Origin of the sequence: Accumulibacter sp. (assembly GCF_023806565.1) — a bacterium.
In the GTDB taxonomy this organism is placed as follows: domain Bacteria; phylum Pseudomonadota; class Gammaproteobacteria; order Burkholderiales; family Rhodocyclaceae; genus Accumulibacter.
Window position 1 is genome coordinate 1 of sequence record NZ_JAMTDV010000086.1, and the last position, 13,731, is coordinate 13,731.

The following is a 13,731-nucleotide window of genomic DNA, read 5'->3' on the forward strand; positions in this document are numbered from 1 at the left end:
GGAAGCAGTCGCCAGCAAGGCCGTGAAGGACGCGCAGAAGGCACTCGATGCCAAGGCCGCCCAATACGCCAAGCTCACCGAGGCCGAGATCAAGACCTTGGTGGTGGAAGACAAATGGCTGACCGCGCTGGCTACCAGCGTAGAGGGCGAACTGGATCGCGTCAGTCAGGCGCTTACCGGCCGCATCCGGCAATTGGCCGAACGCTACGCCACCCCGCTGCCGCGCTTGGCCGAAGAAGTGGAGACGCTCGCTGCACGTGTCGATGAGCACCTGAAGAAGATGGGGTTCGTATGGCAGTGAGGCACGTCAACGCCGTACCGCTGGCACGGATTTTCTGGGGGAGTGCGCTGCGATGAGCGCGATTCCGGCGGGCTTCAAGCAGACCGAGGTTGGGGTAATACCGCAGGATTGGGAGGTGAAGCTGTTGCCCGATGTGTGCCGCTTCCGTGGGGGAAAAGCTCATGAGCAGCACATCTCGGATACTGGCAAATATGTTTGTGTGAACTCAAAATTCATTTCGACGGATGGCAAAATCCGCAAGTATTCCAGCGCGAACTTCTGTGGAGCGAAGCGAAACGACGTCCTCATGGTGATGAGCGACCTTCCAAACGGGCGTGCGCTCGCGAAAGCTTATCTGGTCGAGCAGGACGATCTATATGCCGTTAACCAACGGGTCTGTGCGCTGACTGCGTACCGCGACTGCCCGCAGTATCTCTTCTACATCCTCAACAGAAACCCCTACTTTCTGGGATTCGATGACGGGGTCAGCCAAACCCATTTGCTAAATCACGTCTTCCAGAAGTGCCAGCTTTCGATGCCGCCCTCGATGGGCGAACAACGCGCCATCGCCGCCGCGCTGTCGGATGTGGATACCCTGCTCGCCAAGCTCGACCAATTCATCGCCAAGAAGCGCGACCTCACACAGGCCGCCATGCAGCAACTCCTCACCGGCCAAATTCGCCTGCCGGGGTTTAGCGGGGAGTGGGAGGTGAAAAGGCTGGAAGAGATCGCAGATTGTCTAGACAACCTTCGCGTACCCTTGAATGAGGCGCAGCGAGGCGAAATGCGTGGGGATTATCCCTATTGCGGCGCAAATGGGGTACTCGACTTCGTCAACGATTACGTGCTTGATGATGACATTATCTTGATTGCGGAGGACGGTGGGTATTTTGATGAATACGCATATCGTCCGATTGCATATCGGATGATAGGCAAGTGCTGGGTTAACAATCACGCTCACATATTGAAAGCCAAGGTTGGACATGACCAAGGTTTCCTTTTCTTTTCCCTCGTTCACAAAAATGTCCTCAGCTATTTAGCAAGTGGTACAAGGGCGAAACTCAACAAATCAGAAATGTGGAAGATTGAGGTGAACATGCCATTTGAACCCACAGAGCAAACCGCCATCGCCACCGTCCTCTCCGACATGGACGCCGAACTTGCCGCCCTCGAAGCTCGCCGCGACAAGACCCGCGCCCTCAAGCAGGGGATGATGCAGGAGCTGCTCACCGGGAGGATTCGGCTGGTATGAGCCGCCAGCCACAGGCATCCATGTTCTATGTCGGCTGGGATGTCGGTGGCTGGAACTGCGACAAGAACGGCAAGAGCCGCGACGCGCTGGTTATTCTCGATACTGGCCTGAACATCGTCGGCACGCCGTGGCGGGGCAACCTGCGCGCCGCCATCAACGAAGCCACTGACAGCGCCGAATGGATCGGGCGCCTGTTCGCGCTATGCAATGCCGCCGCGCCCGGTGACGCTCTCATCACCCTTGCCATCGACACGCCGCTGGGGTTTTCCGAGGCATTTGTCCGGCTGGTGACGAAGCTGGGCACTGCGTGCGAGATCGGAAACTCGGACACCAATCCCTACCTGTTCCGGCAAACCGAGCACTTTCTCTTCGAGCATGGCTTGAAGCCGCTGTCGGCCATCAAGGACATGATCGGCAGTCAGGCCACCAAGGGCATGCACGTCCTCGCCAAGTTCGTACCGCATACGCTGCGTTGCGGGGTCTGGTCGGATGGGATGCGGCTCACCGCCATCGAAGCCTATCCGTCCGCTTGCAAGGACTCTGCGACGATTAGAGGCTTGCAGCAGCCCTTCGGCAAGCTTGCCCATGACGACCTCGACGATGCGCTGACCTGCGCCTTGCTAGGCTGCCTGTTTGATACGCATCCCGATAAGCTCATCTCGCCGGGGGCGTCAGTGCCAGCCTCTGAAGGGTGGATTTGGGTGCCGAAGGATGGTTTGCCGCTCAACGAACGAACTACGGAATCAACATGAAGAACTACTACCGCGTGATGCTTGGCAAGCAAAGTGTCCATGCTGCGACCTGTTTCGCCAACGGCTACATCGGTATCGACAATGACCTTCAGCGGGACATCGGGCCATACCTGACCGATGACTGGCGGCATTTCAATGCCAAGATGGTGCCCGAGTACCTCAAGCTCTATCCGGAGAAGTCGAAGATTGCAGCGGGTTTGGCCTGTGGCGTCGCATGGACAGTCTGTAAGGGCATCCTGAAAGGCGATATCGTTTTGTGCCCGGATGGCAAAGGCACTTACCGAGTCGGCGAGATCATCGGCGACTATGATTACCTGCCGGGCGAAGACTTGCCGCTGCGACGAGCGGTTCACTGGTTTGAGGTTTCAATCGAACGGGCGAGCATGAGCGACGCCCTGAAACGGTCGACCGGGTCGATTGGCACGGTAGCCAACGTTTCAGGCTATCGCGAAGAACTTGAGGCGTTTATTGGTGGAAAGGTGGCTCCCAAGCTGATTTCTACCGACGAAACGGTCGAGGACGCTTCGGCCTTCGCCTTGGAAAAACACCTCGAAGATTTTCTTGTGCAGAATTGGGCGCACACCGACCTCGGCAAGGACTACGACATCTACGAGGAAGAGGGCGAGAAGGTCGGGCAGCAGTACCCGACCGATACGGGGCCGATGGATATTCTGGCGATCAAGAAGGACAAGTCGGAGCTGCTAGTCGTCGAGCTTAAAAAAGGCCGGGCGAGCGACGTGGTCATCGGCCAGACGCTGCGTTATATGGGCTTTGCCGCGCAGGAGTTGGCCGAGCCGAACCAGAAGGTGCGCGGCGTGATCATTGCACTGGAAGACGATCAGCGGATTCGACGGGCATTGGCTGTTGCGCCCAATATCGACTTCTTCCGCTACCAAATCAGCTTCAAGCTCGTCAAGGTGTGACATGACCACCGTCGGCCAGATCGAAAAGCGCACCCAGGCCCGCGTCGTCGCGCTGTTCCGGGAACGGCTCTGCTACGACTACCTCGGCGACAAGACCGACCTCGACAACCGCAACATCGAGGAAACGCTGCTGCGAAGTTGGCTGACCAGGCAGGGCGTGAGCGACACACTGATCAACCGGGCGCTGCACGAACTGAACAAGGTGGCGACCGACACCAGCAAGAGCCTCTACGACCGCAACAAGGAGGTCTACGATCTATTGCGCTACGGCGTGAAGGTGCAGCCCGGCGCCGGCGAGAACAGGGTCACGGTCTGGCTGATCGACTGGCAGCATCCGGAAAACAACCACTTCGCTGTGGCCGAGGAAGTGACGGTGAAGAGTGCCGATCTGGCCAATGCCGCCAAGGCCGGCACCAAGCGCCCGGACGTGGTGATCTACATCAACGGCATCGCACTGGGCGTGCTGGAACTGAAGCGCTCCACCGTATCGGTGGCCGAGGGCATCCGCCAGAATCTGGACAACCAGAAGAAGGAATTCATCCAGCCCTTTTTCTCGACCATGCAGTGGGTGATGGCCGGCAACGACAGCGAGGGGTTGCGCTACGCGACCATCGAGACGCCGGAGAAGTATTACCTGCGCTGGGTCGAGGACACCGGCCCCTATGCCCGCGAGCCGAACCTGCTCGATCGCCACCTGCTACAGGTGTGCCGCAAGGCGCGACTGCTGGAACTGATCCACGACTTCGTCGTCTTCGATGCCGGCACCAAGAAGCTCTGCCGGCAGAACCAGTATTTCGGGGTGAAGGCCGCGCAGGGCTTCATCAAGCGCCGAGAGGGCGGCATCATCTGGCACACCCAGGGCAGCGGCAAGTCGCTGACCATGGTCTGGCTGGCCAGGTGGATACGCGAGAACCGCGAAGGTTCGCGGGTACTGATCATCACCGACCGCACCGAGCTGGACGAGCAGATCGAGAAGGTCTTCAAGGGCGTCCGTGAGCAGATCTGCCGCACCAGGAGTGGCGCTGACCTGATCGAGAAGCTGAACCGCACCGAGGAATCCCTGCTCTGCTCGCTGGTCCATAAATTCGGCGGCAAGGGTGGCGAGGAGGGCGACGAAGGTACCAAGGCGTTCATCGACTCTATCCAGAACCTCCCCCCGGATTTCAAGGCCAAGGGCGATCTGCACGTCTTCGTCGATGAGTGCCACCGCACCCAGAGCGGCGACCTGCACAGAGCGATGAAGGCGATGCTGCCCAATGCGATCTTTATCGGCTTCACCGGCACGCCGCTGCTGAAGGCGGACAAGGCCAGGAGCATCGAGGTCTTCGGGCGCTATATCCACACCTACAAGTTCGACCAGGCGGTGCGCGAAGGGGTGGTGCTGGACTTGCGCTACGAGGCGCGGGACATCGACCAGTCCATCACCTCGCAGAAGAAAATCGACGAATGGTTTGACGCCAACACCAAGGGGCTGAACGACGTTGCCAAGGCGCAACTCAAGCAGAAATGGGGAACGATGCAGACGGTGCTGTCCAGTCAGGACAGGCTGTCGAAAATCGTTGCCGACATCCTCATGGACATGGTTACCAAGCCGCGGCTGATGGACGGCCACGGCAACGCCATTGTGGTCGCCGGCAGCATCTACGAGGCGTGCAAGTTCCATGAGTTGTTCGCCAAGACGGCACTCAAAGGCAAGTGCGCCATCGTCACCAGCTATGCCCCCAGTATTGCCGACACCAAGGGCGAGACAACGGGAGCGGGCGATACCGACAATCTGCTGAAGTACGGGATTTACGCCCAGATGCTGGCTGACTGGTTCGGTGAACCAGCCGACAAGGCCATCGGCAAGGCCGAGAAGTTCGAGCAGGCGGTGAAGCAGAAATTCATCGACGAACCGGGCCAGATGAAGCTGCTGATCGTCGTGGACAAGCTGCTGACCGGATTCGATGCGCCGTCGGCCACCTATCTCTACATCGACAAGGAGATGCGCGATCACGGCCTGTTCCAGGCGATCTGCCGGGTGAACCGGCTCGATGGCGAGAGCAAGGACTACGGCTACATCATCGACCACAAGGACTTGTTCAAGAGTCTGGAAGGTGCGGTTGCCGACTACACCAGCGGGGCGCTGGACGGCTATGACAAGGACGACGTGAAGGGTCTGCTGGAGAACCGGCTGGTCAAGGCGCGGGAGGACTTGGAAGACGCCCGCGAAGCGGTCAGGGCGCTTTGCGAGCCTGTTGCAGCGCCAAGGGAGTCGGTGGATTACTTCCACTATTTCTGTGCCATCGAGTCCGGCAACGCCGGGCAGCTCAAGGACAATGAGCCGAAACGGCTGAAGCTGTACAAGTTTGTCGCCACGCTGATTCGTGCCTATGCCGGCATCGCGAATGAACTGGCCGAGGCCGGCTACACGCCAGACGAGATCGAGAAGATCAAGGCCGAGGTGGATCACTACAGCAAGGTGCGCGACGAAGTGCGGATTGGCAGCGAGGACTACATCGACCTCAAGGGGTATGAGCCATTCATGCGCCACCTGATCGACACCTACATCCGCGCCGAGGAGAGCGAGAAGATTTCGGGCTTCGATGACATGAGTTTGATTCAGTTGATCGTCGAGCGCGGGCCGGATGCGGTCAACGCGCTGCCCAAGGGCATCAAGGACAAGCACGAGGCGGTCGCCGAAACCATCGAGAACAACGTCCGCAAGCTGATCATCAACGAGTCGCCCGTCGATCCGGCCTACTACGACAAGATGTCGAAACTGCTCGATGCGTTGATCGAACTGCGGCGCAAGGGTGTGGTGAGCTACAAGGAGTATCTGGAGAAGATCGCCAAGCTGACCAAGGAGGCGACGATGCCGGGCGGCGGACCGGGGGGCTATCCGGCCAGCGTCGCGACGGCGGCACAGCGGGCGCTCTATAACAACCTGGGCAAGGACGAGCCGCTGGCGCTGGCGGTGGATGCGGCGATTCAGTCGGCTCGCATGGATGGCTGGCGGAGCAACACCATGAAAACCCGGCGGGTGCGGATCGCCATCAGGGCAACCTTGGCGAAAGCAGCAGCTCAGCCCATCGCGGTCAATGCCGCCAATCAGGACACGGCTCAGGGCGATTACCCGGTGGAGGTTCTGGCCGACCGGATTCTGGAACTGGCGAAGCACCAGAATGACTACTGAGGTTCGCGACCTTACCGTCAGCGGGATCAAGGTGGAGGTGGTTCGCAAGGACATCAAGAACCTGCATCTCGGTGTGTATCCGCCCCATGGGCGGGTACGCGTAGCGGCACCGTTGGTCATCAGCGACGACGCGGTGCGGCTGGCGGTGATCGACAAGCTGGGCTGGATCAGACGGCAGAAAGCCAGCTTCGCCGCGCAGCCACGCCAGTCGCAGCGCGAGATGGTGAATGGCGAGAGCCACTACTTTCTCGGGCAGCGTTACCGCTTGCGTGTGCATGAGCGGGATGCCCCAGCTCGCGTTGCCGTCCGCGGTATCGCCAGCCTCGACCTGTTCGTGCGCTCCGGCACCACTGCCGACCAGCGGGAAGCCGTGCTGCTGCGCTGGCATCGCGAGCAACTCAGGGCGTTGATTCCGCCCTTGCTGGAAAAGTGGCAGCCGATGCTTGGCGTGCAGGTCGCCGACTGGGGCATCAGGAAGATGAAAACCAAGTGGGGAAGCTGCAATCCCGCCTCACGGCGTGTCTGGTTCAATCTGGAGCTGGCCAAGAAGCCGGTGCAGTGCCTTGAGTACATCGTGGTGCATGAACTGGTGCATCTGTTGGAGCGGCACCACAACGACCGCTTCGCTGGGCTGATCGAAGCTCACCTGCCACAGTGGCGGCAGTACCGCGAGATGTTGAAGAAGGCACCGCTGGGACATGAGGAATGGCAATACTGAAGATGGCGGCGGTTCAGGCCGCCCGACGGGTTAGAAGGGACGGCGGTAGGGAGAGATGGCGCCGATGGCGAAGCCTTCGGCATGCTTCGGTCAGTGATACGGTAGCGAAGGCGCGGGGCTTGCATCGCGAAAAACATGTTCGACGAAAAGACGGAGACCACGATGACTCAGGACGAAATGAAGAAAGCAGTCGCGCGCGCGGCGATCACCTACGTTGTCGAAGGAGAACTCGTCGGCGTCGGGACGGGGTCGACGGCCAACTGCTTCATCGACGAACTTGCTCTAATCAGACACCGGGTTCGCGGTACGGTAGCCAGTTCCGAAGCGTCGAAGCGGCGACTGGAGGGCCACGGGCTGCCCGTCCTGGAGCTCAACGATGTGGAGCGCCTCCCGATCTACGTGGATGGTGCGGACGAGATCAATGCCGCGATGCAGATGATCAAGGGCGGAGGCGGCGCCTTGACGCGAGAGAAGATCGTCGCCGCCGTAGCCGATATGTTTGTCTGTATCGCCGATCAGTCGAAGCGGGTAGACGTGCTCGGCCGCTTCCCGCTACCCGTCGAGGTCATCCCCATGGCATTACGGCACGTCCTCCGCCAGTTGGCCGCAATCGGCGGGACGCCGGTGTTGCGTGAAGGTTTCGTGACCGACAACGGCAACCTGATCGTCGACGTTGCCGGCCTGGAAATCGTCGATGCCGTCGGCCTGGAAACGCGGATCAATCAGATCGTCGGGGTGGTAACAAACGGCCTGTTTGCCTCCCGCCCGGCGGATGTCTGTCTGCTGGGAACGGCTGCCGGCGTGCAGACGCTGACCGCCGCGTGAGCGGACAGGCGGTGCCCTCCGCTCGTCGTGCGTGTGCTTTCGCTGCCAGTCATGCGCCGGGCGGAACGTAGCCCTGCACCTTGTCGGCACCACCGCCGAAGAAGTGCCTTTCCATCTGTTCCGCAAGGTACTTGCGATGGGCCGCATCGGCAAGATTGAGACGGTTCTCGTTGATGATCATCGTCTGCATGCGCACCCACTGCTGCCAGGCTTCCTTGGATACCCTTTCATAGATGCGCTTGCCCAGTTCCCCCGGATAGGGGGGAAAGTCCAGTCCTTCGGCTTCGCGACCAAGCTTGATACAGGTGACGGTTCTCGTCATACATTCCACTCCTTGATATTTGTGGTTTCTTGTCGTGCACGCAGTTTCCTGCGGGCGGCGGCGGGTTTATTGCCGGCAAGTCCTCAGAGCTCTTTCATCAACACGATCGAGCGCCGTTGCAGGTTGTAGACCAGACGCTTTTCGGTAGGCAAGTCGGCGATCTGGCGGACGCTGAAACCGCGCTCCTTGAACCACTGCGAGGTAACCGTGGTGAGCACGAACAGACGCTTGATTCCCGACGCCCGCGCCTGCGCCTCGATCTGTTTCATCAGCAGGGCGCCGTAACCCCAACGCCGATAGTGGGGGTGTACCGCCAGGCAGGCGAGCTCGGCCTGCTCGTCGCCGTATGGATAGAGTGCGGCGCAGCCAACAATTATTCCATCGTGTTCGACCACGGAGAAGCGCGAGATTTCGCGTTCGAGCAGTTCGCGCGAGCGGCGAACCAGCGTGCCGTCGGCTTCGAGTGGTTCGATCAGCGCCACCAGGCCGCCGATGTCGTCGGGGCGTGCCTCATGCAACTGCTCCAGCGACTCGCGAGTGATTACCGTCCCCACGCCGTCGTGGGTGAACAGTTCGCGCAGCAGGGTGCCGTCCTCGTCGTAACCGATCAGGTGTACGCGCCCCACTCCGGCGCGGCTTGCGCGAACGGCGCAGGGCAGATAACGCCTGAGGTCGGTCGACAGCCAGTCACCGAGACTGATCAGGCGCTCGGCAGCTTCGACCGTCAATTCATCGAGCAGAGCGCCGTCGATATCGGTGGCCCCCCGGCTGTCGGTCAGGAAAATCAGCTTGTCCGCGAGCAGCGAGGTGGCTACCGCTTCTGCCACTTCCTCCATCGCCAGGTTGAAGATTTCCCCGGTTGGACTCGATCCGATGCACGACAGCAGAACGATGTTGCCCAGACTCAACTGCGCACGAATGCCCTCGGCGTCGACCTTGCGCACCTGGCCGGAATATTGCAGGTCGACCCCGTTGACCACGCCCACCGGTTTGGCAGTGATGAAATTGCCACCAACGACCCGTATTGTGCTGTTGGCCATTGGAGTGTCGGCGAGGCCCTGTGAAAGCAGGGCCTCGATTTCGACGTAAATGCTGCCGACTGCATCGATCACGCAATGGATGGCCTTCGCATCGGTAACGCGATAGTTTCCGTGGTAAACCGACTGCAGCCCCCTCTCGCGCAGCAGAGCCTCGATCTGCGGCCGTGCGCCATGCACCAGAACGAGCCGCACGCCGAGCGCGGCCAGCAGGTTGACGTCGTAGGCCAGGGTCCGCGCCAGAGGCCCGGCGATCGCCTTGCCACCAAACGCGACAAGAAAGGTCTTGCCGCGAAACAGGTTGACATAGGGCGCGACCGACCGGAACCAGGCGACGAAAGGGACGGAGATCAGATCGTTGGCCATTTCATGCCGTTGGCCTGGCTTTCTCGCCGTTCTCCGCAGCCTTGGCTGCCTTTGCCTCCTTGGCTGCCGTTGCCTTCTCGCGGGCTTCGGAGGCCGCGAGTTCCTTCGCCTGCTTTGCGGCTCGCGCCTTTTCCGCTCGCAGTTCCTTGGCGCGTTCGGCCTTGGTTTTCGGCGCTTGTTTGGCAGGCGCCGGTTGCCCATCCTTGCCGGCCTCGTCCGTTGCTCCGCGCGTGATCACCATCCTCGGTTCCTTCGCCAGGTCGATCTTGAGTTCCTTTTCCAGCCGCTCGCAGATCGTTCGCAGCACCTTGACCCGGGCAAAGTACTTGTCATTCGACTCGACGATCGTCCATGGTGCAGTACCCGTACTGGTGCGGTCGACCATGTCGCATACGGCCTCGTGATAGGCTCCGGCCTTTTCGCGATTGCGCCAGTCCTCTTCGGTAATCTTGTAGCGCTTGTGCTCGACCTTGGCGCGCTCCTCGAAGCGCCTGAGCTGCTCCTCATCACTGATCTGCAGCCAGAACTTGACGACGATGCCGCCAGCACGCCAGAGGTCGTGTTCAAAGTCGTTGATCTCCGAATAGGCGCGCAACCAGTCCGCCTGACTGCAGAAACCCTCGACTCGTTCGACGAGCACGCGGCCGTACCAGGTACGGTCGAAGATGGTCACCCGCCCGAGGCGGGGCATGTGCCGCCAGAATCGCCACAGGTAGGGGCGTGCGCGCTCCTCTTCATTCGGCGCAGCGATCGGGATGATCTGATACTGGCGTGCATCCATCGCCGACATGACGCGTCGGATGGCGCCGCCCTTGCCGGCCGCATCGGAACCTTCGAAGGCAAGGATCAAGGCGCGCTTCTTGAATTCGGGATGACGCATCATCTCGGACAGACGCCCCTGCCAGGTGGCAAGCTCGGTCTCGTACACCTTCTTCGCGAGGCTTTGCGTCATGTCCAGCGCACTCAGCACGTCGAGACGGTCGATCCGCGGCGAGAAGGGCGGCGCCACCGGCGAAGTCTGTTCGCGCTTGTCGGCAAGGCGTTTATGCAGCGATTCGAGGATGGTCTTGCCGACGGTGAGTGAGCGGTAGCGGTCATCGGTTCCTTCGACGATGATCCACGGGGCCCACGGCGTGTTCGTCGTGCGCAGCAGATGTCCCGCGACCTCCTGCAGCTTGTCGTAGGTCTTCAGCCGATCCCAGCTCGCCTTGGTCACCCGCCAGCGGGTCAGCGGATTCGCTTCGATCGACTGCAGACGTTCGCGTTGTGCGGTCTTGGAGAGGTGTATCCAGAACTTCAGGACCAGTGCGCCCTCATTGACCAGCATCTCCTCGAAGCGGTTGAGCTCGTCCATGCGCTGGTCAAAATCCGCGCGTGAAAGGTCGCCGGCAATCCGTTCGGCGATCGGCCACGAATACCACGAGCCGGCGGCAATCCCGATTCGCCCCTTCTTCGGCAGCGCCCGCCAGAAGCGCCACATCGACGGGCGCTCGCGTTCCTCCTGCGTCGGAGCCGAGAAGGTGCGCGTGGACAGGTAACGCGGGTCCATCCATTCGTATAGCGTGTTGATCGTTTCGCCCTTGCCCGAGCCATCGACGCCGCTGATCAGAACGATTACCGGAAAGCTGCCGTTCTCGCGCAGCTGGTCCTGTGCTTCGAGCAGCGCTGCGCGCAGCTTGGGCTCTTCCACCTTGTACGTGTCCTTGTCGATCTTGTGTCCCAGTTCTGCCGATTCAAACATTCGTCGTCTCCTCCTTGAAGTCACCCCACAAGAGCTGGATCGCTGCGAGCGCAGCCAGGCCAGCAGTTTCGGTCCGCAGGATGCGCGGCCCCAGGCGCACCGGCAAGAAACCGGTCAATTCCGCCAACTCCCGTTCCTCGGCCGCCAGACCGCCCTCGGCGCCGATCAACAATTCGACCTCTCTACCGGATGCTGCTCCCGGCAGGGTGGCAAGGCAGCGTTCGGCGTTCGGCGCCAGCATCAGGCGGACGACCCCCGCTTCCGGAGGCCGCGCCAGCCAGCATTCGAGACTTTCCGGAGCATCGATTTCCGGCAGCCGATTGCGCCCACACTGTTCGCAGGCGGCAGCGATTACGCCGCGCCAATGTTGCAGCCGTCGCACGGCGCGTTCTCCGTCCAGGCGCAGCACGCTACGCCGCGAGAATACTGGAACGATACGACGGACACCCAGTTCGACCGCCTTCTGTATCGTCGAGTCCATTTTCTCACCGGCCTGCAGTGCCTGCACCAGGGTGACCGCGAGCGGTGATTCACGCTCGCAGTCCTGCCACTGCAGAATTTCGGCGCTGACTCGAGTGCGTTCGATGTCGATGATTCGCGCAGTATATTCCCCGCCGTCGCCATTGAAGAGTATCAGAGGATCGCCGCTGCGCAGGCGAAGTACCCTGCCTGCATGATGTGCGACGCTTTCCGGCAGATCGACGACCCGAGCCGCCGCGAGCGACATCGAGCAATGAAAGCGGGGAGTGTTCACCATGGTATTATAAAGTCTTAACTGTTCGATGGACGTTGTTTGGAGGCGGCTCGGCGATGGCGCTCAACACCCCGGTTTGTGACTTTGGTCGGCCTGCCGACGACTTCGAACTGCCGGACACCGACGGTGCGCGGCACAGCCTGGCCACGCTGCGTGGCCCGAATGGGCTTCTGCTGATGTTCATCTGCAACCATTGCCCGTATGTCAAGGCGGTCATCGATCGCATTTGCCGCGACGCACGCGAGCTGCCGACGATCGGCATTGGCGTTGCGGCGATCATGAGCAACGATCCCGTCGAGTACCCGGAAGACTCCTTCGCCAATATGCAGCGGGTGGCGAGAGAGCTGGAATTCCCGTTTCCCTACCTTTATGACGAGACGCAGGCGGTGGCACGCGCCTATGGTGCCGTATGCACACCGGATTTCTTCGGTTTCAACCGGCAATTGCAGTTGCAGTACCGTGGGCGGCTCGATGCCAGCGGGCGCCAGCCGGCACCGCCTGACGCGCGACGTGAATTGGTCGAAGCAATGCGCATGATTGCCGAGACCGGCCACGGCCCGAGCGAGCAGGTAGCCAGCATCGGCTGCTCGATCAAGTGGCGCGCCTGATTCGGCATGCACCAGGGAGACCGCGCGAGCGAGGCGGCGCTCATCGACAGCGACCTCAAACGCATGCTCGACGCCAGCGTCGCGCTGGTGCGCGAGGTGGCGCAGCGCGAAATCATTCCCCGCTTCCTGCGGGTCAGTCATGGTCAGCGAAAGGATGACGGATCACTGTGCTCGGAGGCCGACCTCGCGGCGCAGCAGTTTCTCCTTGGCCGACTAAGCGAGATCCACGCTTGCCCGATCATTGGCGAGGAAATGTCGCAGACGGCGCAGCGCGCCCGTTGGCAGGACGCCAGCAGCGACGAACGCGGTCTGTGGTGTATTGACCCGATCGATGGGACGACGAATTTCATCAATGGCCTGCCGTGCTTTGCCGTTTCGATCGCCTGGATGCGTGGGCGGCGAACTCGCCTGGCGGTTACCTACAATCCGATCACCGACGAAATGTTCTACGCGCGTGAAGGCAATGGCGCATATGTGAACGGGCGTCGTCTGCCTCTGCGCCAGGTGACCGGCGACATCCGCCGGGCAGTCGGCGGTGTAGACTTCAAGCGAATTCCGAAGCTGCTCGCCGATCAGATTGCCGTGAATCCGCCGTTTTTCTCGCAGCGCAATTTCGGCAGCTCGACTCTCGACTGGTGCAATCTCGCCGCTGGCCGCCTCGACCTCTACCTGCACGGCGGTCAAATGCTCTGGGACTACGCTGCCGGCAGTCTGATCCTGGCCGAGGCGGGCGGGCAGATGTGCACCTTGGCGCACGACGAGTATGCCGCCGACGACGTCTGGCGTCGCCCGGTGATTGCCGCTTTGCACCCGGCAGTCTTCGCCACCTGGCGGGACTGGGTGCGGCAGCACGGCGGACAAGGGGATTCCTGAGCGCGCTGCCGGATCCTCGAAGGGAACTTTCCTGGCAAGAGGTCGCATGCATCGGCGCCATTCTCGACTATACTGTACAAAATTACTCGGATATCCATCACAGGA

Annotated in this window: 12 protein-coding genes and 1 pseudogene; 9 read left to right on the top strand and 4 right to left on the bottom strand. The window is 61.0% G+C overall.

From position 1 onward, the window contains the following. From NFV80_RS09510 to rpiA, 7 genes and pseudogenes are all read left to right on the top strand, one after another. Nucleotides 1-301: pseudogene (locus NFV80_RS09510) on the top strand (type I restriction endonuclease subunit M); the annotation flags it as partial. A 52-nt stretch (nt 302-353) separates the two neighbouring features. Beyond that, nucleotides 354-1,532, top strand: a complete 1,179-nt coding sequence (locus tag NFV80_RS09515; protein ID WP_295329824.1) for a restriction endonuclease subunit S — start codon at nt 354-356, stop codon at nt 1,530-1,532. Then, nucleotides 1,529-2,284: a hypothetical protein gene (locus NFV80_RS09520; RefSeq protein ID WP_295329826.1), complete on the top strand. Its 756-nt coding sequence runs from the start codon at nt 1,529-1,531 to the stop codon at nt 2,282-2,284. The genes NFV80_RS09515 and NFV80_RS09520 overlap by 4 nt, the downstream gene beginning before the upstream one ends. Further along, on the top strand, nt 2,281-3,207 hold the full coding sequence (locus NFV80_RS09525) for an endonuclease NucS domain-containing protein (RefSeq protein ID WP_295329827.1): 927 nt from the start codon (nt 2,281-2,283) through the stop codon (nt 3,205-3,207). Before NFV80_RS09520 ends, NFV80_RS09525 begins: the two co-directional genes overlap by 4 nt. 1 nt (nt 3,208) lies before the next feature. After that, nucleotides 3,209-6,382 carry a type I restriction endonuclease subunit R gene (locus NFV80_RS09530; protein ID WP_295329829.1) on the top strand — a complete coding sequence of 1,058 codons (3,174 nt, stop codon included), beginning with the start codon at nt 3,209-3,211 and terminating at the stop codon, nt 6,380-6,382. Continuing rightward, on the top strand, nt 6,372-7,100 hold the full coding sequence (locus NFV80_RS09535) for a SprT family zinc-dependent metalloprotease (protein WP_295329831.1): 729 nt from the start codon (nt 6,372-6,374) through the stop codon (nt 7,098-7,100). The genes NFV80_RS09530 and NFV80_RS09535 overlap by 11 nt, the downstream gene beginning before the upstream one ends. A 162-nt stretch (nt 7,101-7,262) precedes the next feature. After that, nucleotides 7,263-7,925, top strand: a complete 663-nt coding sequence (gene rpiA, locus NFV80_RS09540; protein WP_295329833.1) for a ribose-5-phosphate isomerase RpiA — start codon at nt 7,263-7,265, stop codon at nt 7,923-7,925. Between the two features lie 49 nt (nt 7,926-7,974). Here the strand turns inward: rpiA and NFV80_RS09545 are convergent, their stop codons facing one another. From NFV80_RS09545 to NFV80_RS09560, 4 genes are all read right to left on the bottom strand, one after another. After that, nucleotides 7,975-8,247, bottom strand: a complete 273-nt coding sequence (locus NFV80_RS09545; protein WP_295329834.1) for an oxidative damage protection protein — start codon at nt 8,245-8,247, stop codon at nt 7,975-7,977. An 83-nt stretch (nt 8,248-8,330) separates the two neighbouring features. Continuing rightward, nucleotides 8,331-9,650 carry an amino-acid N-acetyltransferase gene (argA, locus tag NFV80_RS09550; protein WP_295329836.1) on the bottom strand — a complete coding sequence of 440 codons (1,320 nt, stop codon included), beginning with the start codon at nt 9,648-9,650 and terminating at the stop codon, nt 8,331-8,333. 1 nt (nt 9,651) lies between these two features. Continuing rightward, complete coding sequence (gene pap / locus NFV80_RS09555; RefSeq protein WP_295329838.1) at nt 9,652-11,391, bottom strand: polyphosphate:AMP phosphotransferase; 1,740 nt, start codon at nt 11,389-11,391, stop codon at nt 9,652-9,654. Further along, nucleotides 11,384-12,148, bottom strand: a complete 765-nt coding sequence (locus NFV80_RS09560) for a 16S rRNA (uracil(1498)-N(3))-methyltransferase (RefSeq protein WP_296758506.1) — start codon at nt 12,146-12,148, stop codon at nt 11,384-11,386. The genes pap and NFV80_RS09560 overlap by 8 nt, the downstream gene beginning before the upstream one ends. Before the next feature lie 53 nt (nt 12,149-12,201). Here NFV80_RS09560 and NFV80_RS09565 point away from each other — a divergent pair, with 53 nt between their 5' ends. Beyond that, entirely contained in the window at nt 12,202-12,753 is a 552-nt protein-coding gene (locus tag NFV80_RS09565) for a thioredoxin family protein (protein ID WP_295329842.1), read from the top strand. A 63-nt stretch (nt 12,754-12,816) separates the two neighbouring features. Next, entirely contained in the window at nt 12,817-13,626 is an 810-nt protein-coding gene (locus tag NFV80_RS09570) for an inositol monophosphatase family protein (RefSeq protein WP_295329952.1), read from the top strand. The last annotated feature ends 105 nt before the right edge of the window (nt 13,627-13,731 follow it).